The organism is Sodalis sp. RH21, assembly GCF_047324175.1.
In the GTDB taxonomy this organism is placed as follows: domain Bacteria; phylum Pseudomonadota; class Gammaproteobacteria; order Enterobacterales; family Enterobacteriaceae; genus Acerihabitans.
The window spans coordinates 5874549-5893269 of record NZ_CP178732.1 but is presented as its reverse complement, the minus strand read 5'-3'; the positions used below and the strand labels follow the sequence as shown (position 1 = coordinate 5893269).

21 protein-coding genes and 3 pseudogenes are annotated in these 18721 nt (G+C 48.5%); 10 read left to right on the top strand and 14 right to left on the bottom strand.

Translation table 11 applies throughout. From position 1 onward, the window contains the following. The 4 genes from mutM to radC all read right to left on the bottom strand — a co-directional run bounded on the left by mutM (position 1) and on the right by radC (position 2243). The gene (mutM, locus tag ACL2XP_RS27220; RefSeq protein WP_413736531.1) at positions 1-810 is read right to left on the bottom strand and encodes a bifunctional DNA-formamidopyrimidine glycosylase/DNA-(apurinic or apyrimidinic site) lyase; all 810 of its coding nucleotides are present in this window, start codon (positions 808-810) and stop codon (positions 1-3) included. Between the two features lie 99 nt (positions 811-909). Next, positions 910-1077, bottom strand: a complete 168-nt coding sequence (gene rpmG, locus ACL2XP_RS27215) for a 50S ribosomal protein L33 (RefSeq protein WP_012882902.1) — start codon at positions 1075-1077, stop codon at positions 910-912. An 11-nt stretch (positions 1078-1088) separates the two neighbouring features. Beyond that, positions 1089-1325 carry a 50S ribosomal protein L28 gene (rpmB, locus tag ACL2XP_RS27210; protein ID WP_132924257.1) on the bottom strand — a complete coding sequence of 79 codons (237 nt, stop codon included), beginning with the start codon at positions 1323-1325 and terminating at the stop codon, positions 1089-1091. Positions 1326-1565: 240 nt separating this feature from the next. Continuing rightward, positions 1566-2243: a RadC family protein gene (gene radC, locus ACL2XP_RS27205; RefSeq protein WP_413736530.1), complete on the bottom strand. Its 678-nt coding sequence runs from the start codon at positions 2241-2243 to the stop codon at positions 1566-1568. Between the two features lie 187 nt (positions 2244-2430). Between radC and coaBC the strand changes: the two genes are divergently transcribed. The 3 genes from coaBC to slmA all read left to right on the top strand — a co-directional run bounded on the left by coaBC (position 2431) and on the right by slmA (position 4806). After that, positions 2431-3645 carry a bifunctional phosphopantothenoylcysteine decarboxylase/phosphopantothenate--cysteine ligase CoaBC gene (coaBC, locus tag ACL2XP_RS27200; RefSeq protein WP_413736529.1) on the top strand — a complete coding sequence of 405 codons (1215 nt, stop codon included), beginning with the start codon at positions 2431-2433 and terminating at the stop codon, positions 3643-3645. Next, on the top strand, positions 3623-4081 hold the full coding sequence (dut, locus tag ACL2XP_RS27195) for a dUTP diphosphatase (protein ID WP_413736528.1): 459 nt from the start codon (positions 3623-3625) through the stop codon (positions 4079-4081). Before coaBC ends, dut begins: the two co-directional genes overlap by 23 nt. Positions 4082-4209: 128 nt before the next feature. Next, positions 4210-4806: a nucleoid occlusion factor SlmA gene (gene slmA, locus ACL2XP_RS27190; protein WP_413736527.1), complete on the top strand. Its 597-nt coding sequence runs from the start codon at positions 4210-4212 to the stop codon at positions 4804-4806. 72 nt (positions 4807-4878) lie between these two features. On the opposite strand, the gene pyrE is transcribed toward slmA, so the two are convergent. Together pyrE and rph are read right to left on the bottom strand one after the other, a co-directional pair. Further along, complete coding sequence (pyrE, locus tag ACL2XP_RS27185; RefSeq protein WP_413736526.1) at positions 4879-5520, bottom strand: orotate phosphoribosyltransferase; 642 nt, start codon at positions 5518-5520, stop codon at positions 4879-4881. A gap of 102 nt (positions 5521-5622) precedes the next feature. After that, on the bottom strand, positions 5623-6339 hold the full coding sequence (gene rph / locus ACL2XP_RS27180) for a ribonuclease PH (protein WP_413736525.1): 717 nt from the start codon (positions 6337-6339) through the stop codon (positions 5623-5625). Positions 6340-6467: 128 nt separating this feature from the next. Here rph and ACL2XP_RS27175 point away from each other — a divergent pair, with 128 nt between their 5' ends. Beyond that, positions 6468-7331 (top strand): YicC/YloC family endoribonuclease, encoded by an 864-nt coding sequence (locus ACL2XP_RS27175; protein ID WP_413736524.1) that lies wholly within the window; start codon positions 6468-6470, stop codon positions 7329-7331. Positions 7332-7486: 155 nt separating this feature from the next. On the opposite strand, the gene ACL2XP_RS27170 is transcribed toward ACL2XP_RS27175, so the two are convergent. The 4 genes and pseudogenes from ACL2XP_RS27170 to ACL2XP_RS27155 all read right to left on the bottom strand — a co-directional run. Further along, positions 7487-7789, bottom strand: coding sequence for a helix-turn-helix domain-containing protein (locus ACL2XP_RS27170; RefSeq protein WP_413736523.1), 303 nt, complete (start codon positions 7787-7789; stop codon positions 7487-7489). Next, a complete protein-coding gene (locus ACL2XP_RS27165; protein ID WP_413736522.1) occupies positions 7779-8114 on the bottom strand; it encodes a type II toxin-antitoxin system RelE/ParE family toxin in 336 nt (111 codons plus the stop codon). The genes ACL2XP_RS27170 and ACL2XP_RS27165 overlap by 11 nt, the downstream gene beginning before the upstream one ends. 265 nt (positions 8115-8379) lie before the next feature. Beyond that, positions 8380-8718, bottom strand: coding sequence for a DUF5375 family protein (locus ACL2XP_RS27160; RefSeq protein ID WP_413736521.1), 339 nt, complete (start codon positions 8716-8718; stop codon positions 8380-8382). Between the two features lie 28 nt (positions 8719-8746). After that, a pseudogene (locus ACL2XP_RS27155) lies at positions 8747-8869 on the bottom strand (ash family protein); the annotation flags it as partial. 455 nt (positions 8870-9324) lie between these two features. Here ACL2XP_RS27155 and ACL2XP_RS27150 point away from each other — a divergent pair. Further along, a pseudogene (locus ACL2XP_RS27150) lies at positions 9325-9501 on the top strand (hypothetical protein); the annotation flags it as partial. A gap of 373 nt (positions 9502-9874) precedes the next feature. Next, positions 9875-12460 carry an NB-ARC domain-containing protein gene (locus tag ACL2XP_RS27145; RefSeq protein WP_413736520.1) on the top strand — a complete coding sequence of 862 codons (2586 nt, stop codon included), beginning with the start codon at positions 9875-9877 and terminating at the stop codon, positions 12458-12460. A gap of 295 nt (positions 12461-12755) precedes the next feature. On the opposite strand, the gene ACL2XP_RS27140 is transcribed toward ACL2XP_RS27145, so the two are convergent. Beyond that, complete coding sequence (locus ACL2XP_RS27140; protein ID WP_413736519.1) at positions 12756-13058, bottom strand: helix-turn-helix domain-containing protein; 303 nt, start codon at positions 13056-13058, stop codon at positions 12756-12758. A 249-nt stretch (positions 13059-13307) separates the two neighbouring features. On the opposite strand from ACL2XP_RS27140, the gene ACL2XP_RS27135 reads away from it, so the two are divergent. Both ACL2XP_RS27135 and ACL2XP_RS27130 read left to right on the top strand, forming a co-directional pair. Continuing rightward, positions 13308-13529: a type II toxin-antitoxin system Phd/YefM family antitoxin gene (locus ACL2XP_RS27135; protein ID WP_413736518.1), complete on the top strand. Its 222-nt coding sequence runs from the start codon at positions 13308-13310 to the stop codon at positions 13527-13529. After that, entirely contained in the window at positions 13526-13918 is a 393-nt protein-coding gene (locus tag ACL2XP_RS27130) for a type II toxin-antitoxin system death-on-curing family toxin (RefSeq protein ID WP_413736517.1), read from the top strand. The genes ACL2XP_RS27135 and ACL2XP_RS27130 overlap by 4 nt, the downstream gene beginning before the upstream one ends. A 453-nt stretch (positions 13919-14371) precedes the next feature. On the opposite strand, the gene ACL2XP_RS27125 is transcribed toward ACL2XP_RS27130, so the two are convergent. The 3 genes and pseudogenes from ACL2XP_RS27125 to ACL2XP_RS27115 form a co-directional block, all read right to left on the bottom strand. Beyond that, positions 14372-15118 (bottom strand): NAD-dependent epimerase/dehydratase family protein, encoded by a 747-nt coding sequence (locus ACL2XP_RS27125; RefSeq protein ID WP_413736516.1) that lies wholly within the window; start codon positions 15116-15118, stop codon positions 14372-14374. Positions 15119-15217: 99 nt separating this feature from the next. Further along, positions 15218-15482: pseudogene (locus ACL2XP_RS27120) on the bottom strand (IS66 family transposase); the annotation flags it as partial. A gap of 895 nt (positions 15483-16377) precedes the next feature. After that, positions 16378-16911 (bottom strand): Fic/DOC family N-terminal domain-containing protein, encoded by a 534-nt coding sequence (locus ACL2XP_RS27115; RefSeq protein ID WP_413736515.1) that lies wholly within the window; start codon positions 16909-16911, stop codon positions 16378-16380. Between the two features lie 359 nt (positions 16912-17270). Between ACL2XP_RS27115 and ACL2XP_RS27110 the strand changes: the two genes are divergently transcribed. Continuing rightward, the gene (locus ACL2XP_RS27110; RefSeq protein WP_413739306.1) at positions 17271-17651 is read left to right on the top strand and encodes a HipA domain-containing protein; all 381 of its coding nucleotides are present in this window, start codon (positions 17271-17273) and stop codon (positions 17649-17651) included. Positions 17652-17750: 99 nt separating this feature from the next. Next, a complete protein-coding gene (locus ACL2XP_RS27105) occupies positions 17751-18716 on the top strand; it encodes an alpha/beta fold hydrolase (protein WP_413736514.1) in 966 nt (321 codons plus the stop codon). Positions 18717-18721 lie beyond the last annotated feature (5 nt).

Sequence of the window (18721 nt, the reverse complement as noted above, 5' to 3'; positions counted from 1 at the left end):
TCAATGCTGGCAGTTGGGGCAAAAAAAGGTGCTGCGCTGGCCGTGCTTGGCTATCTGGATCGGCATGCCGCATACCCGGCACTCCTGCCCCGCCCGGCCGTAAACCTGCAGCTCCTGTACAAAATACCCGGGCTTGCCGTCCGATTGCATAAAATCGCGCAGCGTGGTGCCCCCTTGCTCGATGGAGCGCAGCAATACCGCCTTGATGGTGCGCACCAGCAATTCGGCCTCGGCCGCGGTCAGCGAACCCGCGGGCCGGTCAGGCAAAATACCCGCTACAAACAGCGACTCGCTGGCATAAATATTACCCACGCCCACCACCAGCTTGTTGTCCATCAGCCAGGGTTTAACCAGGGTGCGTTTATTACGCGATTTCTCATACAGCCACGGGCCGTTGAACGCGTCGCTCAGCGGTTCCGGACCCAGATGCGCCAGCACCTTGCTGGTGGTGAGATCGTCAGTCCATAACCAGGCGCCGAAACGCCGCGGATCGGTATAACGGATGGTGCAGCCGTTACTCATCACCAGATCGACATGATCGTGTTTCCCCGGCGGCAGCGGCTCTGGCAACACGCGCAGGCTGCCCGACATACCCAGATGAATAATGATCCAGCCTTCCGTCAGCTCCAGCAGCAGATATTTGGCCCGCCGCTGCACGCTCAGCACTTTCTGGTCGCGCAGGGCGATAATCTCGCCGGAGACCGGCCAGCGCAGGCTGGCATTGCGGACCACAGCATGTTTTATGCTGTGACCGGCCACCCAGGGTTCGATGCCCCGGCGGCTGGTTTCAACTTCTGGAAGTTCCGGCATGTTTTCACCCGTATGTACGTTACGTCGCATGGATAAAAAATGGATAAAAAACACATAAAAAACCCGGCCGAAGCCGGGTTTTTTTGCAGTCCGCTAAAATTATTTGATTTTAGCTTCTTTGTACAGCACGTGCTGGCGTACAACCGGATCGAATTTTTTCAATTCCAACTTTTCCGGTTTGGTACGTTTATTCTTCGTAGTGGTATAGTAGTGACCAGTACCAGCAGAAGAAACCAGCTTGATCTTCTCGCGAACACCTTTAGCCATGATTCAGTTCCTTAATACTTTTCACCGCGGGCACGCAAATCGGTCAAGACCGTTTCGATGCCCTTCTTATCAATTACACGCATACCTTTAGCAGATACACGCAGCGTGACAAAGCGTTTTTCGCTCTCAACCCAAAAACGGTGAGAGTGCAGGTTAGGCAGAAAACGGCGTTTGGTCGCATTCATTGCGTGGGAGCGGTTATTGCCGCTCACCGGGCGCTTGCCAGTAACTTGGCAGACTCGGGACATGTCTATTCTCCAAAAATCTAATCAGCTCGAGCTTCGTAAAAAGGTGTTAGCCGCCTCGTCAGGCTTTAGAGCCCATCTCAGCACATTCACTGAGGAGAGACTTTCAACAGATTTAAATCTGCTGAGATAGGCTCTCAACGCTACACCCAGGATTCTCAAAGGTGGCGTAGTATACGCTTTGAAGCGCAAGTGCTCAAGTCCCGCGCAGCTAAAGATCCCTGAGGATCGCGCAAAAGAGACTCACAGCCACCCTTTTTCGGCAAAAGAAACGTATTCTCCCGCTCCAAGGACCAGGTGATCGAGTACCCGGATGTCCAGAAACATGCACGCCTTCACCACTAAATCGGTCACTTCCCGATCGGCGCGGCTGGGCTCCGCTCTTCCCGACGGATGATTGTGCGCTAAAATAATCGCCGCTGCATTGACTTTAAGCGCCTCGCGCAGTATTTCCCGCGGATGCACTTCAACGCTGTTCACCGTGCCGTGGAACATTTCCTGATGGTTGATCAACCGATGCTGATTGTCCAGGAACATGACCACAAACACCTCGCGCTCGCGGTGAGCCAGCAATAACCGAAGATAGCTGCGGGTAATGTCCGGGCTGGTCAGCGCATCCTCGCGCATCAGATGCGAAGAGTAAAAGCGGTGCGCCATCTCGCCAATAGCCTGTATCTGGGTGCATTTCGACGCGCCCAGCCCTTTTACGGCGGATAAGGACTGGCGGTCCGCCGCAATGAGTTTATGGAAAGAACCGAAGTGCTCCAGCAAATGTTCGGCATATTGCATCACATGCATGCCCCGTATGCCGGTACGCAGGAACAGCGCCAGCAGTTCGGTATTGGTCAACGCCGCCGGACCGAATAACAGCAATTTCTCACGCGGCGCCAGTTTATCGTGCCATCCTTTTGATTCCGTCATGTCCCCGTCTCCCCATACCCATCCGCCGATTATGCCATCCGGCGCCGCCGCGCTCGACGGCGGCAGGAGAAAATTGCGGCGAGGGCTGTAAATTAACACAGGATGCTGCGCAAAAAGACAGATGGCTATGAACGCCAAGGGTTATGATAAAATGTTTTTTACTTAAGCTTACAAGCGGGCAATCGAGATGACGGAACTTTCCGGCAAACATATTGTACTTGGCGTTAGCGGTGGTATCGCAGCCTATAAAAGCCCCGAACTGGTGCGCCGTTTGCGCGACAGGGGCGCGGAAGTGCGGGTGGTAATGACCCCCGCGGCCAAAGCGTTTATTACCCCACTGACGCTGCAGGCAGTATCGGGATATCCCGTCTCCGATGATTTGCTGGACCCGGCGGCCGAAGCGGCCATGGGCCATATCGAGCTGGGCAAATGGGCGGATTTGGTGCTGCTGGCCCCCGCCAGCGCCGACGTGCTGGCGCGCATTGCCGCCGGCATGGCCAACGATCTGCTGACCACCGTGTGCCTGGCCACCGCCGCGCGCATCGCCGTCGCGCCGGCCATGAACCAGCAGATGTACCGGGCGCCGGCCACCCAGGCGAATCTACGCATCCTGGAATCCCGCGGCGTGCTGCTTTGGGGGCCGGATAACGGCAGCCAGGCCTGCGGCGATATCGGTCCCGGCCGCATGCTCGATCCGCTGGACCTGGTGGATTTGGCGCGGCGCCACTTTACCGTCGATGTTTCCCTGCAGCACCTCAATATCATGATAACCGCCGGCCCCACCCGGGAAGCCCTCGATCCGGTACGCTATATCAGCAATCATAGCTCCGGCAAGATGGGATTCGCCATCGCCAAGGCGGCGGCGGATAAAGGCGCCCACGTGACTCTGGTATCCGGCCCGGTGGATTTGCCCACGCCGCGCGGCGTCTGGCGCATCGACGTGACCAGCGCGCAGGAGATGCAGGAAGCGGTGATGAAGGACATTGAACAACAGCATATTTTTATCGGCTGCGCCGCCGTGGCGGACTATCGCGCCGCGCAGCAGGCCCCGGAAAAAATAAAAACCCAGGGCGCCGAAATCACCGTAAAAATGATCAAAAACCCTGATATCGTCGCAAGCGTCGGCGCCATGACGACTCATCGTCCCTTTGTGGTCGGATTTGCAGCCGAAACCCAGAATATGGAAGAATACGCCCGGCAAAAACGCATCGCCAAAAATATGGATTTGATTTGCGCCAATGACGTTTCCCTGGCCGACCGCGGTTTTAACAGCGACGCCAATGCGCTGCATTTGTTCTGGGAACAAGGGAATACGTTGTTACCACTGAGCGGTAAAGCGCTGCTTGGTCAACAATTAATCGACGAGATTATCACCCGTTATGATGAAAAAAATCGATCTTAAAATTCTGGATAAACGCATCGGCGATCGGTTCCCGCTGCCGGCTTACGCCACCTCTGGCTCCGCCGGCCTGGATTTACGCGCCTGTATCGATGATGCCGTTATCCTGGCGCCCGGCGAAACCACCCTGATCCCTACCGGCTTGGCGGTGCATATCGCCGATACCGGCCTGGCGGCGGTCGTATTGCCCCGCTCCGGCCTGGGACATAAGCACGGCATCGTATTGGGTAATCTGGTCGGGCTGATTGATTCGGATTATCAAGGGCCGCTGATGGTGTCCGTATGGAACCGCGGACAGCACGTCTTCACCATCGAACCGGGCGAACGCATAGCGCAAATGGTCTTCGTGCCGGTGGTGCAGGTGGAATTCAATGTCGTTGAGGATTTTGCCTTAAGCGAACGCGGCGAAGGCGGATTTGGCCACTCCGGCCGGCAATAAGTTTTAACGGGCGGTTCTTTCCCGGCATCGACAATTCATTATATCAACGCTGTCATGGCCCAGGCCGCGACAGCCGATGCCTGATATTTGTTCATTTTTGATGGTTTTTACCCAGGGACCTATTCGGTATGGCAGAAAAAAAGAGTGTGAAACGCAATCGCCGCGAGGAAATTTTGCAGGCATTGGCGCAAATGCTTGAGTCCGGCGACGGCAGCCAACGCATCACTACCGCTAAACTGGCGGCCACCGTCGGCGTTTCCGAGGCGGCTTTATACCGACACTTTCCCAGTAAAACGCGGATGTTCGACAGCCTGATCGAATTTATTGAAGATAGCCTGATATCCCGTATCAACCTGATATTGCAGGACGAAAAAGAGACCATTAATCGTCTTCGCCTGATTTTGCAGCTAATTTTGGGTTTTGCGGAGCGCAACCCCGGCCTGACCCGTATTATGACCGGCCATGCGCTGATGTTTGAACAGGACCGGTTGCAGGGGCGCATCAACCAGCTGTATGAACGCATCGAAGTGCAATTGCGCCAGGTGCTGCGCGAGCGCAAGCTCCGTGAAGGGGAAGCGTTCGAGCTGGACGAGGCCCTGCTGGCCAGCCAGCTATTGGCGTTTTGCGAAGGCATGCTGGCGCGCTTTGTGCGCACCGAATTCCGCTATTCGCCCACCCATGAGTTTGAAGTGCGCTGGCCGCTGCTGATGGCCCAATTGCATTAAGCCATGCCAGGCCCTGGCGGGCCGTGCGGTTTTGCGGTAGCGCCGGATCGCGCTTACCGCCGCTTCAACCCTTCAGATGCCGTATTGGCGCTGATAGGCCCGCACCGCCGCCAGATGATCGGCCAGTTCGCTTTTCTCTTCCAGGTAATCAATCAAATCCGCCAGGGTCACGATGGCAATCACCTTGCAGTGATAATCGCGCTCCACCTCCTGGATGGCCGAGATCTCGCCCCGGCCTTTTTCCTGCCGGTCGAGGGAGATCAGCACGCCCGCCAGCTTGGCGTTATGGCCGGAAATAATATCCATGGACTCGCGAATAGCGGTACCGGCGGTAATCACATCGTCAACCAGCATCACATTGCCCTGCAGCGGGCTGCCCACCAGATTGCCGCCTTCGCCGTGATTCTTGGCTTCTTTGCGGTTAAAGCAATAAGGCACGTCGCGCTCATAATGTTCCGCCAGCGCCACTACCGTGGTGGTGGCAATGGGAATGCCTTTGTAAGCCGGGCCGAATACCAGGTCGAAATCAACGCCGCAATCCATCAGCGCCGCGGCGTAAAAACGCCCGAGCAGCGCCAGATCCCGCCCGGTGTTAAACAAGCCGGCATTAAAAAAATAGGGACTTTTACGGCCTGATTTCAGCGTAAATTCGCCAAATTTCAAAACCTGTTTGTTTAAAGCGAACTCGATAAACTGGCGCTGGTAATCTTTCACGGACCCTGCTCCTCATTACGGGGCGCCATAAGCCGGCGCCTTTATTCAGTTGGTTACGCTACCGCCGAGTGCCCGACGGCACGGCAAACCATTATGCAATGGTTATTCCGCCAATGCGGCTTTCTGGGCCAGCACCAGCGTGTCGATGCCGCCGCGCGCCAGTTCCAGCAAGGTAATTAACTCTTCCTGGCTGAACGGCTCGCCTTCGGCGGTGCCCTGCACTTCAATCATGCGGCCGTCTTCCATCATCACCACATTCATGTCGGTTTCCGCCGCCGAGTCTTCCACGTATTCCAGATCGCAGCGCGCTTCGCCGGCCACGATGCCTACCGAAATCGCCGCCACAAAACCTTTAAACGGGTTGGTTTTCAACTGGCCTTTTTTCTGCATGACCCGCAAGGCATCCGCCAGGGCCACGCAGGCGCCGGTAATGGAGGCGGTGCGGGTGCCGCCGTCGGCCTGCAGCACATCGCAGTCCAGGGTGATGGTATATTCACCCAGCTTGGTCAAATCCACCGCGGCGCGCAGCGAGCGGGCAATCAAACGCTGGATTTCCAGAGTGCGGCCGCCCTGCTTGCCGCGGGAGGCCTCGCGGGCGTTGCGGGTATGGGTGGCGCGGGGCAGCATGCCGTATTCCGCCGTGATCCAGCCTTGCCCCTGTCCTTTCAGAAAGCGCGGTACGCCGTCCTCCACCGTGGCGGTGCACAGCACCCGGGTGTCACCGAATTCAATCAGCACCGAACCTTCGGCGTGCTTGGTAAAATGGCGGGTAATGGTGACTGGACGCACTTGCTGTATCGCTCTGCCTGCTGGACGCATTGGGTCTCTCCGGGCTGGTATTTCGTGTATTGGCTGCGCATTATACGGTCTTCGGCGCCATATGCCTATCATGCCCGGCCGTGCGACGTTATAATCCCCCCAACTTTTTTATTGAGACGGGTACGCATATGATCCGCAGTATGACCGCATTCGCACGGCGTGAAGTTAAGGGTGACTGGGGCAACGCCGCCTGGGAGCTACGTTCGGTTAATCAACGCTATCTGGAAACGTATATCCGTTTACCGGAGCAGTTCCGCGGTTTGGAACCGGCCATCAGGGAACGCACGCGCAACCGCCTCACCCGCGGCAAGATAGAATGTAATTTGCGTTTTGACGTTAATCCCAACGCCCAAAGCGCGCTGATTTTAAACGAACCCCTGGCCAAACAGCTGGTTGAAGCCGCCCAGTGGGTGAAGATGCAAAGCGACGAAGGCGAAATCGATCCGGTGGAAATTCTGCGCTGGCCCGGCGTAATGGCGGCCGAAGAGCAGGATCTGGACGCCATCGGCGCCGAACTGCTGGCGGCGCTGGATGCCACCATGGATGATTTCATCCTGGCCCGCGAAACCGAAGGCGCCGCCATCAAGATCATGATCGAGCAGCGCCTGGCCGGCGTCAGCGCCGAAGTGGCCAAGGTGCGCCTGCAAATGCCCGATATCATCGTCTGGCAGCGGGAACGCCTGGTGGCCAAAATGGCCGAAGCCCAGGTGCAATTGGAAAATAACCGCCTGGAGCAGGAACTGGTGCTGCTGGCCCAGCGCGTGGACGTTTCCGAAGAGCTGGATCGCCTGGATGCCCATGTAAAGGAAACGTATAACATCCTGAACAAAAAGGAAGCCGTCGGCCGCCGCCTGGATTTTATGATGCAGGAATTCAACCGCGAATCGAACACGCTGGGGTCCAAGTCGATTAACGCCAGCGTGACGACATCGGCGATAGAACTGAAAGTGCTGATTGAGCAGATGCGGGAACAGATCCAGAATATCGAGTGATTTTCGCATCACGTCTTATAAACGACAACGCCCTGTTTACAGGGCTTTTTTTGCATCCGCTTTTTATTAAAAATTTACAGCGGAGTTTACGCTGGTCCGTAAGGCAACTAACGTGAGATACCTTTATTTTACAACTGGATGAATCTCGTGCAAATTCACGACAAATGGTTTAGTTGAAAAATAAATGTGCCCCCCAAAGCTGCGGCATAACGATTAAGCGTTGAGAAATTGGGCGATACCAGGCCATTTTCGATTCTGCTGATATTCTGCTTTTTAATCCCGGTCTTGAGGGCTACGTCCTGCTGGGTAAGGTGCATGGCCTTTCGGGCCGTTTTAAGCTGTGCGGCCAGTGCTTTCCGTATCTGGATATCGTTATACGCTTCCAACACATCCGGTTTTTTTAAAGCGGCCGCTTTAACCTCAGCGAAAGAAACAAGTTCTAAGTCTTCATCTGCCATCTTGAAGCCCCCTTTTAAGGTCTCTCATACGATTTTTTGCCAACTCCAACGCTGATTTCGGCGTTTTTGGGCTTTTCTTGTGCAAAATATGTACGACATAGATTCGACGGTCAATTTCAAAAAAGAAAAAACCCCTGGCAATACCTTCTTGTGCATTAACCCGCAGTTCTTTCAAGCCGTTACCGACATCCCTGACTTTTGGTTCTTTTAAATTATTACCTGCTTCACCTAACTCTTCCATCAAATCAATCATCGCAGCGTACAAACCATGGGGCAGCTTTGCTAACTCCTTTTGCGCCGCCCTAACCAGACTCAGAGTAAACACGAATCCATCCTTGGTAATCAAGTATGATGATTTTATCATCTCATTCAAAAGTAATCAACTATGATTACTTATAATACAACTTACTAATATATAAATTATATATTGCTTCGTTATATTGCTTATACAACCATTAATATCAATAGTTGGTAGTGATAAAATCAAAGGAGTAAATCATATTTTGAATAACCCGATTTACGGGTTATTCTCTTTGAAAAATGCAACTTACTAATACTAATAATGATGAATTAATATTAGTTGAATGAGGTTAATGTAGAATTTTATTTTCATTAGACATATTACTCCCTCCCCCCAGGATGCTATTCATCGCTTCAACACCCCATTCAGTCAAACGTGGCGGCGCATTAAGAAAGTCCGGGTCGACCATATCGCTTAGCAATTCACAGGCATATTCCAATCCGTTTTGCGGGCCATATTCAAGAATATGATCCACTTCTACTTCGTATGCTATTTTAACTTCCAATTCTTCAAGTTCAATGTCATGTGGGATATGATTGGCAGTGCAATAATTCCGATATGCGAGGGCCGCGACCCTGCGATAGAGGGCTATACGCAATTCGGTGGTGAGGATGGCAGTGTTGGTCATAAATAAATCTCCTTAGAGTATCAATGCCACTACCACCAGAGCTGCAAATCTCATGGGTGGTAGCCCAGACAGGATTCGCAGTACCGGCCTCTAAGGATACCGGCCAACCCGCAGGTTGTCCCGCCTGAGCCACCATTGACTCCATAACCATAACAAATAACGGCTTGAAGAAAAAGGTAGGACAGTTCGATATTATTAACGTGCTAAACGTACTTTAATATCGCCTTAGAGTAATCGGGCTGCAAATCCCGGCCATGGATTTTATAATGGCCTAGGGAGAATAATGTATTGTGCATTGGATAGAAAGTAGTATTCATATAAAAAACAAACTCGTTTAGGCATTATTTATTATAATCTTATCCTGAGTGGAATGAGGATATTCACATATAGTAGTCATTTAATATAAACATTGTATATATTAAAATTTAAATTAATTATTCAAATGCAATATCACTAGGAAGCATTGAAACAAGCTGAACTGGTTGCACCACTCAGGGAGAATCAAAAAGGGGATCACCGGTTGCGATGCGCTGTTCTTTATGCGGCCAAACCGCCAACACCCACAGCAGCTTTTACGTTTCCGAAAAGACCCAGTAAGCTTATTACCAGTGCCATAATATTGACTGCTCCTGCACCTTCAAGACAATCGAGAGTCTCACGAGCATCATCCACCGCCCGGAGGATAAAAAAGATGCTAGCGAGCCGGTGATAAAAGCGCCGCTGCCGCGTTGCCTAAATCGCTACGGTGACAGGTTCAAGCTACCGGATCGCCATCGCAGCTAAGACATGCGTAAAACTTTGACCAGACATTCCCGCCAGGCTAAACCGGCGGGGATTTTTTTTGGCAGCGATTTGCTGCGTGAATGCCGCATCAAACTGCAAGAATTCGCATGATTCATCGCTCCCAGAAAATGCCTTTGGAGGCCAAATCAAGGGGGCTTTTCCGCACTTCATGTCATGCACCTGCATGAAAAGCGATAGATCAGGCGGGCAGGCGTGGCGGGGCTATGATTGCGCGCTGTCTAATTGGTTGACAATCTAATACAGTCATTCCCTTCATCGACATTTTTATCCTGAAAACCCGCTTGCTTAACTACTATCAATAAGACATAGTAATAATTTGAGTAGCTAATAATAATCATTAAGGCAAATGATAATGAAACACTTCACCGATGAGTTAATACGTAAGGTAGAAGTATCAAAGAGTGATTCTGATTTTACTTTCTTTTTCAATTTACTCGTTGCCGGTGAGGCGATAACAAAAATAATAACTTTAATCATTACTTCCACTTTAAAAAAAGACAAAGATAGACATCAATATAGAATTTTACATGGTTTAGTCCGTGCCAACGGATTAGGGGAATGGAGTCAAGCTATTGATGATTTACTTACTGGAACTGCATCACAATATCTTCCAGAAGGAATGAGAATTCATCAAATGGAGTTAACAAAAAAAACCGACACTACAGAATGGCAATATGAAGCTGTTGATGAGTTGAACAAGGCAATGAAATTCTTCAACTTACCAGTGGATACAAACACAGCAAAGCGTGACTTGAAAATTTGGTTCAAGAATTTTACTGAATTAAGGAATAAAACTAGAGGGCACGGTGCTACGCAAAGTAACATGGCTTCAAATGCTGCTATTTATCTCGAAAAAAGTATAAAAATAATTTTGGCAAATCTCTCATTACTAAAAATACCCTCAGCTTATTTAAAAAGAAACATGAGCGGAAAATATCGAGTCACTTCAATTTCAAGCTTAAATGACTATTTGGAAATGCTCAAAAAAAATGATTCATTTCAATATGAAGAGGGGGTATATGTTTACATAGATAACCTCTATAAAGTCCCTCTATTGAAAAGCGATCCAGACCTACAGGATTTTTACATTTCAAATGGCGGATTCAAGAACACAAAATATGAAATGATGTCTTATTTAAGTGATGATAAAATTCAAGAAGATTCAAGTGAATACTTTGCGCCAAAAGGTAAGCTTCCTGCAAGTGAATCTCAGGGGCTAGGAGAACTTTTAGCTTATACTAATTGTTTTTCAAATGTTCCGGCGCTATCTTATGATTATATAAATCGTAAGGAATTAGAAGATGAATTATTTAAGTTACTTAATGATGATAGACATATCGCTATAACATTATTAGGCCGGGGTGGTATCGGGAAAACATCTTTAGCATTGAAGGTAATACCGCTACTATATGAAACACCCCGCTTTGATGCTGTAATTTGGTTTAGTTCAAGAGATATAGATCTTTCTCCAAATGGAGTAAAACTTGTAAGAGCAGAAGTGATTACAAAAAAAGATATTGCCAAATATTATATTTCTCTATTTGTTTCCGAAGAAACATCAAAAGATAAAAAATTTGATCCTATTGAATACTTTCAAACTCAACTAGTTAAAGCAGATGCTGGCCCCACCTTATTTGTGTTTGATAATTTTGAAACAATAGATAATCCTATAGAAACTTATAAATGGATTGATACTTATATTCGCTCACCAAATAAGGCATTGATAACAACTCGACTCCGTGATTTCAAAGGGGATTATCCTTTACAAGTACAAGGTATGAATTTTGATGAATCAATGGAACTGATAAATATAACAACAAAAAAACTTAATATCGACGAAAACATTACTACCGAAAATAGGGATAAAATTTATAGGATTTCTGCTGGTCACCCATATATAATAAAAATATTAATAGGCGATTTTGTCAGAAATAGAATGAAAGGCTCTTTAGAACGACTTATTGCTGGTAGTGATGAAGTATTAACTGCACTATTTGAAAGAACATATTCTGTATTAACACCTTGTGCTCAAAGAATTTTCCTTACTTTGGCATCATGGAACTCCGCAGTCCCATTGTTAGGACTTGAGTCAATTTTGATGTACTCTCTTGAAGATCCACTAGAAGTGGAAAAATCAATTGAAATATTGATCCAATATTCAATGATAGAAGAAGTTAAAGCAGAAGATGGATATTATTTCATTCAATTACCTTATGTGGCATTTGCTTTTGGTAATAAAAAAATCAAAGTCAACACCCAGCAATTCCTGATATCACAAGACATTAGTTTGCTGAGAAGATTTGGAGTCACAAAACTTGAAGATAAAAATAATTCATTAACAAAAAATTTCACAAAATATTTATCTACAATTTCACACAATGAAGAATTCATTAAGGTTCATAAGATAATTCTTCAAAGAATTTGTTATACTTTCAATAATGGATGGAAATTACTCGCATCCTGGCTTTTAGAAGCAAATGATCCGGAATTTAATAATATTGCTAAGGATTGTATAACAAGATATCTTGAGAACGAAAAATCTGACAGGAATAGATCCTCCGCATGGTATCTATTTGCAAATGTTTCAGATAGGCTAAATCATCCATTTGATCAAATACTTGGACTAACTCAGGTTTCTGCATATGATAATATTAGCTTTGATGAGTTATCTAATATAACAAACAGAATAAACATAGTATTTAAATCAAATGAAATAGAACTTGGTGAACAAGTAAAAAAAGAGTTATTAATTAAATTATTTAATGTTGTTTACAGAAGAAGAAATGAAGCTGATCCAACAGCCTATTCTCGGATTGCATGGTTAGCTTTGCATTTAAATAAGGAGAAAGAAGCCTTGGAATTAGCAAAAAGTGGCTTGCAAATTGATCCTGCTGATAATCACTGTTTACGGCTATTTGACAAATTAACAAAGCGTTGAATATTAAACAAATAATATAATATTCACAACATACAATTTCATGTACCATTTGATGTACCAAATGTAATGTTTTTAATTTTTAAATTATGAAAAACATAGAGATAGAATAAAAATAAGAAGCAGATACAGAATATCGAGTGATTTTCGCATCACATCTTATAAACGACAATGCCCTGTTTACAGGGCTTTTTTGCATCCGCTTTTTATTAAAAATTTACAGCGGAGTTTACGCTGGTCCGTAAGGCAACTAACGTAAAATACCATTATTTTACAACTGGATGAATCTCGTGCAAATTCACGACAAATGGTTTAGTTGAAAAATAAATGTGCCCCCTAAAGCTGCGGCATAACGATTAAGCGTTGAGAAATTGGGCGATACCAGGCCATTTTCGATTCTGCTGATATTCTGCTTTTTAATCCCGGTCTTGAGGGCTATGTCCTGCTGGGTAAGGTGCATGGCCTTTCGGGCCGTTTTAAGCTGTGCGGCCAGTGCTTTTCGTATCTGGATATCGTTATACGCTTCCAACACATCCGGGTTTTTTAAAGCGGCCGCTTTAACCTCAGCGAAAGAAACAAGTTCTAAGTCTTCATCTGCCATCTTGAAGCCCCCTTTTAAGGTCTCTCATACGATTTTTTGCCAACTCCAACGCTGATTTCGGCGTTTTTGGGCTTTTCTTGTGCATTAACCCGCAGTTCTTTCAAGCCGTTACCGACATCCCTGACTTTTGGTTCTTTTAAATTATTAACTAAAGGTAAGTTTACCCTACTATCGATAGATCATTCTTTGCCGATTGTATAAAATACACTTTAAGTGTACATTTTATATGTACATCTCAGGAGAGCCATCATGCGTACCTATACATCAACTCAAGCCAGGGCCAATATCTCTATCGTGTTGGATGCCGCGGTTAACGGTGAACCGGTTGAAATCACCCGTAGGGATGGCAGCGCCGCCGTGGTAATCAGCAAAGCGGAATTCGAGGCTTACCAGAATGGTAAACTGGATGCCGAATTTGACCTCATCATGCAACGCCATGGCCATACCATAGAGGCGCTGACTGACCGATGAATTGGGTGAGCGCACAGGAAGTAATCGCTTTCCATGATCGTATATTGCAACGCTTGCCAGGTGTTATGGGAATGCCTGATCCAGGTCGGGCGGATGCCATTATTTATCGGGTGCAGAACCGCTGCCACTGTGAAGGGATAACGGACATTTTTGCACTGGCCGCCACGTATTGGGTGGCAGTGGCCCGCGGCCATATTTTTAATGACGGTAACAAACGGACAGCCTTTTTCGTTACGATGACGTTCCTCTACCGTAACGGCATAGCGATCCGTGATAACGACACTATGCTGGAAAATTTGACGGTGGCGGCCGCTACCGGCGAGCAAACCGTTTCTCAATTGGCGCAGCATTTACGGGCACTGGAGGACAATACTGCTTCATCTCGTTAAGCACTTCAGCTTCCTGTGTACTTATATCTAATGGCAAATTAATAAAATCAGATGAAATACTTCCTCAATATTAGATATAGGATATTGAGTAATTCCACTCACGTCGATTGCGTATTACTAAAATTCAGAGAAATTTGCGAATGCGTGGGTGATGAAAAATAGCCGGGCCCCGACGGCCCGGCCGGCAACATTAGCCTACCTACAGTCCACAGCAGAGATATGAATGAGGCTGTATAATGGCGGTGCATGCCTCAATGGTTCCATAACGGTTCCTAATGTTGCCAAATCAGTATGATGGGGCAAGGGAATCAGTATCGGCAGGTCAATATCGAACGGCAAGGCGAGTTGGCCACCCGCTTACGCTAATTCACCACCATGCCTCACTGCTCGCTGGCAACGGACCCTCCCAGTCGCGGCTTTAAGAAGGAGATCAACTGAATAAAATATAAGTCATCAAAAGATAAGCGACCCCGGCTCAAATTCCCGGAACGCATCATCGGCCGGCTTGTAACCCAGTACTTCGCGGGTGCGTGACAGGTCGAATCGCTTAAACCGGTTATCCGAAATCCCGTAGCCGATAAAGAAAGTAATATCTTCAGCTTCTATGGCGCGGGTTATTAACCTCACGGCATCCTGTGGACTGAGCCAGGCGCTGAAATCCCGGGCATTTTTAAGCGCATCACATTTAGATTCAAATGCGCCTATCCTGAGCGCTACGCAGGAAAGGCCACGCTGAGTGGCATAAAAGGAACATAGTGCCTCACCGTAGCACTTCGTTACGCCGTACAGATTGGCAGGCGCTACCGCCAGACCTGGATGGATCTGCACGTCAACCGGATAACCTTCAATCGTCTGGGCACTGCTGGCAAAGACAAAGCGATGACACGACGTTTCAGCTACGGCTTCAAGCAGCAAAGTGGTGGCCAGGATGTTAGCCGGCAGTAGCTGTTCGAATGTGGCATCGGCGTCGGGGACCCCAGCAAGGTGAACTACGGCATCAGGTTGCCCGGCGCTCAGAAGCTCTACTGCAGAACCCGGCATTGAAAGATCAGCCGGAATAAACCGATGTGGCGAACTAATCTCATAGTCCGGTACATTCAGGTCAGTAAGGATGAAGTCATAGGTATCGCACATCGCTTTAAAACAGGTGCGCCCAATACGGCCGCTGGCACCTGTAAGGAGAACTTTTTTTACGGTCATGCGACATCCTTATTCTATTTAAGTCATTGTTGGGCTGATATCTGAACGCAGTTGAAACTATGTCATTTAGGCATGTAAGTAAATGCCCGACTGGTTTGGTGCTTCGCGTACCTGCCTTTGTTCCTCGGCCGAACGCTCCCGGATGTCGGCTTCGATCGCATACAGCTCACCGATCCGGTGCAGCGCCTCGGTGGTGGTCGGCGACGGATGCCGGACATGGATATCATGGATTTTACGCCGGCCATGGGCCATGCAGCCGACCTCGCGGATATGGCCTCCGGCCTCCTTCATACCGCGGGTTGAAGCTCGCATAGGCATCCGCCTGCAACAGTCCGCCGAACCCGGCCAGATGCGTTTGCGGGTGGCGCCTTTACGCCAGATCCTCTACCCCCACGGGGTGGGACGTTCCGGGGGTGAGCCACAACTTCCGATGGTGATAGGCCGTAAAAAGCGGCTCACAACCTCATGAAGCTGCATTTTGTTTTCCTTGATTTAATTACTTCGATGATAATCACCGCCAATATAAATATCAGTCGCAATAATTATGCTATCGCTCACTAAATAATTACATATCGATTTAATTAGTTTGTTTATGATAACCGATAAAATAAAACCACTGCGCAATTACCTTTCCTAGCTCTTCACTACTTCCGACTTTTTCACATATCGGTAGTTTTCGGCCCGGCTGGCGGCCCCTTAAAGGGGGAAGGCCCGAGTCTGGCAGAAAGCGGATCTTTGGGAAAAAAGAAAGAAGAGACCTGTGCCGGACCTTGGTATACCCCAAGCCTGGGCATAGGCTAGACATCCGCAAAACACAGGTACCCATGACATTGCCGATGTGAGGTTTTCGATTATCATTGATTTCATTTGAACAGACATGGGTATGGCGTTACCGTGTGACTGACCTCTCGCTCAAAGATTTCAATAATATTCTTCAGGTTGATTATAGTACACTTTCATCAGGCCTGAATTACATAACATGGTAAATTATAGAATTTAATATTTTTACGCCTTTATTTTATGTAATTAAATTTTTATTCATAGCTTTAATAATAAGGAGATCGCTAAAACAAGCATGGTATACATTATTTTTAGGCCCCTTTGTCGCCAACATTTATGTTTATCTATGTGAAAGAGGTTTCTTTTTTTCTAATATTACTCAGGACGAAGTTTATAGTTTTATGTACTCCTCTTTCATTACAATGATTAGTGCAATAGTTATATTTTTAATATACCGTTTCATTAAAAAAAGGAATTAATCAATGTTTAGATGCACAAGTGGCTTCGTCCGCACGATGCCCGCCGATCCATACCTGATTATCTCTGAATTCTCCGGGGCCACGGTTGATGCCCCTACCAGAAATCATCAGCGCTCTATGCATCTCTGTAATAAGCCGATACGTAATAGGGTAACCTTCATTTATGCGCTGGACACCCAAATAGAGGGCCTTAACATAGCATGACACCTCTTGGACATCATCCATCGGCACGCCTGGTAAGCCTTTCATTTCGAATAACATCAGATCGTTTAATGAAGACTGCGTACCTTCGATTTGTGATGACATAACAGCCTCTTTCCGTACATAGCTGTAAAGAAAGAGATTGGCATCAGGCAAAAGTATACTTATCGCATCCAAGCGTCCTAAGGCGCGATTGGCTTCATTTATCCTTTTTTGTAATTTACTATCAATGCTCAACGCTGGTAACGGCGGCAGTGGCCGAGGGATAAAGGCCTGGCAACTGACACCTCCTGCTATGCTGGGCACATAGTGACCTGTAAGTCCGCGATGCATAGGATATCCTCGATAAAGTTAAAATAACCCCTACTCTTATTTTAACTTAAGCCTCAACTTAAAATAAGGATTTTCCTTAATTTAGTTTCCCTCCGTTACAATCACGTTTAAAATCAAGAATACGTAAGTATTGAGCTCTTATCAAAAGGAGACTCAATTCTCCTGAGCCCGGTAGCTGTCAACGAATGTGGCAACATTATTCGTTTTTACGCTGCAGATTTTAGCCCGATTTTTGGCAGGGCCAGAGCTTCGTCGGTTGAAATCACTCGCCAGGATGACAGACTCTCAGACATCATCCGCCAGCGCTTCGACGAGCCTAAAGCGACGTTGCGCGAGTTGTTTGGCCGCCTAGTCTTTATATCATCTGCGGCAATACTGACGATCATGCCCGCAATCACGCTGCATTTTGGAACGGTAAAACAATGAAACTGACTCCGACCTACGACATTTGTCCGCAGAACCGGACAGGTAACGAGGCAACGCGAGCAATGCCGATCATCGGTGAGAACCGAATGATCAATCTTGCCGTTTGTCTGAAAGCAGCCACGAAGTTTCTACTCAAAGAAGCCGAAGCCATTGAGATCATTACGCATCACATCGAAACCGTACATATGCGCTGGACAAGCGTTTGCGACGAAGCCGCTTTGAGCGAGGCGGATCGCCAGCTGTTTTGGAGACGGATGTTCCTCAATCCGTTTATTTTTGAAGGTACGCCGGAGGCCATATCACGGTTGGCTTAGGAGTACCCGACCAACTATTACGCGTATGTTGGGCGTGTGGATCGTATACCGCTGGATAATGCATACAATAAGAATGCTATATTTTGATGGTGCCGCAGCGTGGCGAGGCTCGCCATTACGCCGGTAGCAGCCACCGACACCTCAACGTCAACCAAAGGACATTTTATGAACGAGCATCTGGTAAGAAGCGTCGAAACCGACGTCCTGCGGATCGCCTACATCGAAGATGGTCCAACCAATGGCTGGCCGGTAATCCTGTCGCACGGCTTCCCCTACGACGTGCATGCTTTCGATGAAGTGGCTCCGATCCTGGCGCAGGCAGGAGCGAGGGTGATAGCTCCCTATACGCGCGGGTTCGGCCCAACCCGCTTCATTTCCGATAATGCCATGCGGAGCGGGCAGCAGGCCGCCCGCGGCTCCGATATCGTCCAGCTTTCCGACGCCTTGGGGCTGGAACGGCCGATACTCGGCGGTTTTGATTGGGGAGGCAACGCGTCCTGCGTGGCGGCGGCGCTGTGGCCCGAACGAATTGGCGGCCTGGTGTCATATGCGAGCTACGATATAATCGATGTACGTCAACAACGGCATCCCGTCGCGCCATCCCTTGAGCACGTTTTCTGGTATCAGCATCTATTCCAGACCGAGCGTGGCCGTGAATGCCTGGCTGAACACCGCCGCGAACTGTGCCGGATACTATGGAGCGAATGGTCGCCTGGCTGGCAATTCGATGAAGCAACGTTTGCACGGTCTGCGACTGCTTTCGAAAACTCAGACTTCGTGGATATCGTGATCCATTGTTACCGCTGTACTTTTGGCCTCGCGGCGGGCGACCCCGCGTTGCAGCCGCTAGAAGACCGCCTGGCGCAGAAACCCACGATAACGGTGCCGACGGTGACCATCGACGGGGCGACCGACCCGCTTAAGCCCGGGGGGACCGCAGAGCATGCCCGCATGTTTGTCGGGCCGCATGAACACCGCGTGGTCGATGCGGGACACAATCTGCCGCAGCAGGCGCCCCGGCATTTCGCCGATGCGGTAATCAAGGTTCACGCCTGGTTGTCCTAAAGCCA

What these genes read in the sequence shown, in the direction of transcription:
- rpmG (WP_012882902.1), bottom strand. Translation starts at nt 1,077, where the DNA reads ATGGCTAAAGGTGTTCGCGAGAAGATCAAGCTGGTTTCTTCTGCTGGT.
- ACL2XP_RS27125 (WP_413736516.1), bottom strand. Translation starts at nt 15,118, where the DNA reads ATGACCGTAAAAAAAGTTCTCCTTACAGGTGCCAGCGGCCGTATTGGG.
- ACL2XP_RS27160 (WP_413736521.1), bottom strand. Translation starts at nt 8,718, where the DNA reads ATGACCAACACTGCCATCCTCACCACCGAATTGCGTATAGCCCTCTAT.
- rpmB (WP_132924257.1), bottom strand. Translation starts at nt 1,325, where the DNA reads ATGTCCCGAGTCTGCCAAGTTACTGGCAAGCGCCCGGTGAGCGGCAAT.
- ACL2XP_RS27145 (WP_413736520.1), top strand. Translation starts at nt 9,875, where the DNA reads ATGAAACACTTCACCGATGAGTTAATACGTAAGGTAGAAGTATCAAAG.
- mutM (WP_413736531.1), bottom strand. Translation starts at nt 810, where the DNA reads ATGCCGGAACTTCCAGAAGTTGAAACCAGCCGCCGGGGCATCGAACCC.
- rph (WP_413736525.1), bottom strand. Translation starts at nt 6,339, where the DNA reads ATGCGTCCAGCAGGCAGAGCGATACAGCAAGTGCGTCCAGTCACCATT.
- radC (WP_413736530.1), bottom strand. Translation starts at nt 2,243, where the DNA reads ATGACGGAATCAAAAGGATGGCACGATAAACTGGCGCCGCGTGAGAAA.
- ACL2XP_RS27115 (WP_413736515.1), bottom strand. Translation starts at nt 16,911, where the DNA reads ATGCATCGCGGACTTACAGGTCACTATGTGCCCAGCATAGCAGGAGGT.
- ACL2XP_RS27130 (WP_413736517.1), top strand. Translation starts at nt 13,526, where the DNA reads ATGAATTGGGTGAGCGCACAGGAAGTAATCGCTTTCCATGATCGTATA.
- ACL2XP_RS27135 (WP_413736518.1), top strand. Translation starts at nt 13,308, where the DNA reads ATGCGTACCTATACATCAACTCAAGCCAGGGCCAATATCTCTATCGTG.
- dut (WP_413736528.1), top strand. Translation starts at nt 3,623, where the DNA reads ATGATGAAAAAAATCGATCTTAAAATTCTGGATAAACGCATCGGCGAT.
- ACL2XP_RS27140 (WP_413736519.1), bottom strand. Translation starts at nt 13,058, where the DNA reads ATGGCAGATGAAGACTTAGAACTTGTTTCTTTCGCTGAGGTTAAAGCG.
- ACL2XP_RS27170 (WP_413736523.1), bottom strand. Translation starts at nt 7,789, where the DNA reads ATGGCAGATGAAGACTTAGAACTTGTTTCTTTCGCTGAGGTTAAAGCG.
- coaBC (WP_413736529.1), top strand. Translation starts at nt 2,431, where the DNA reads ATGACGGAACTTTCCGGCAAACATATTGTACTTGGCGTTAGCGGTGGT.
- slmA (WP_413736527.1), top strand. Translation starts at nt 4,210, where the DNA reads ATGGCAGAAAAAAAGAGTGTGAAACGCAATCGCCGCGAGGAAATTTTG.
- ACL2XP_RS27175 (WP_413736524.1), top strand. Translation starts at nt 6,468, where the DNA reads ATGATCCGCAGTATGACCGCATTCGCACGGCGTGAAGTTAAGGGTGAC.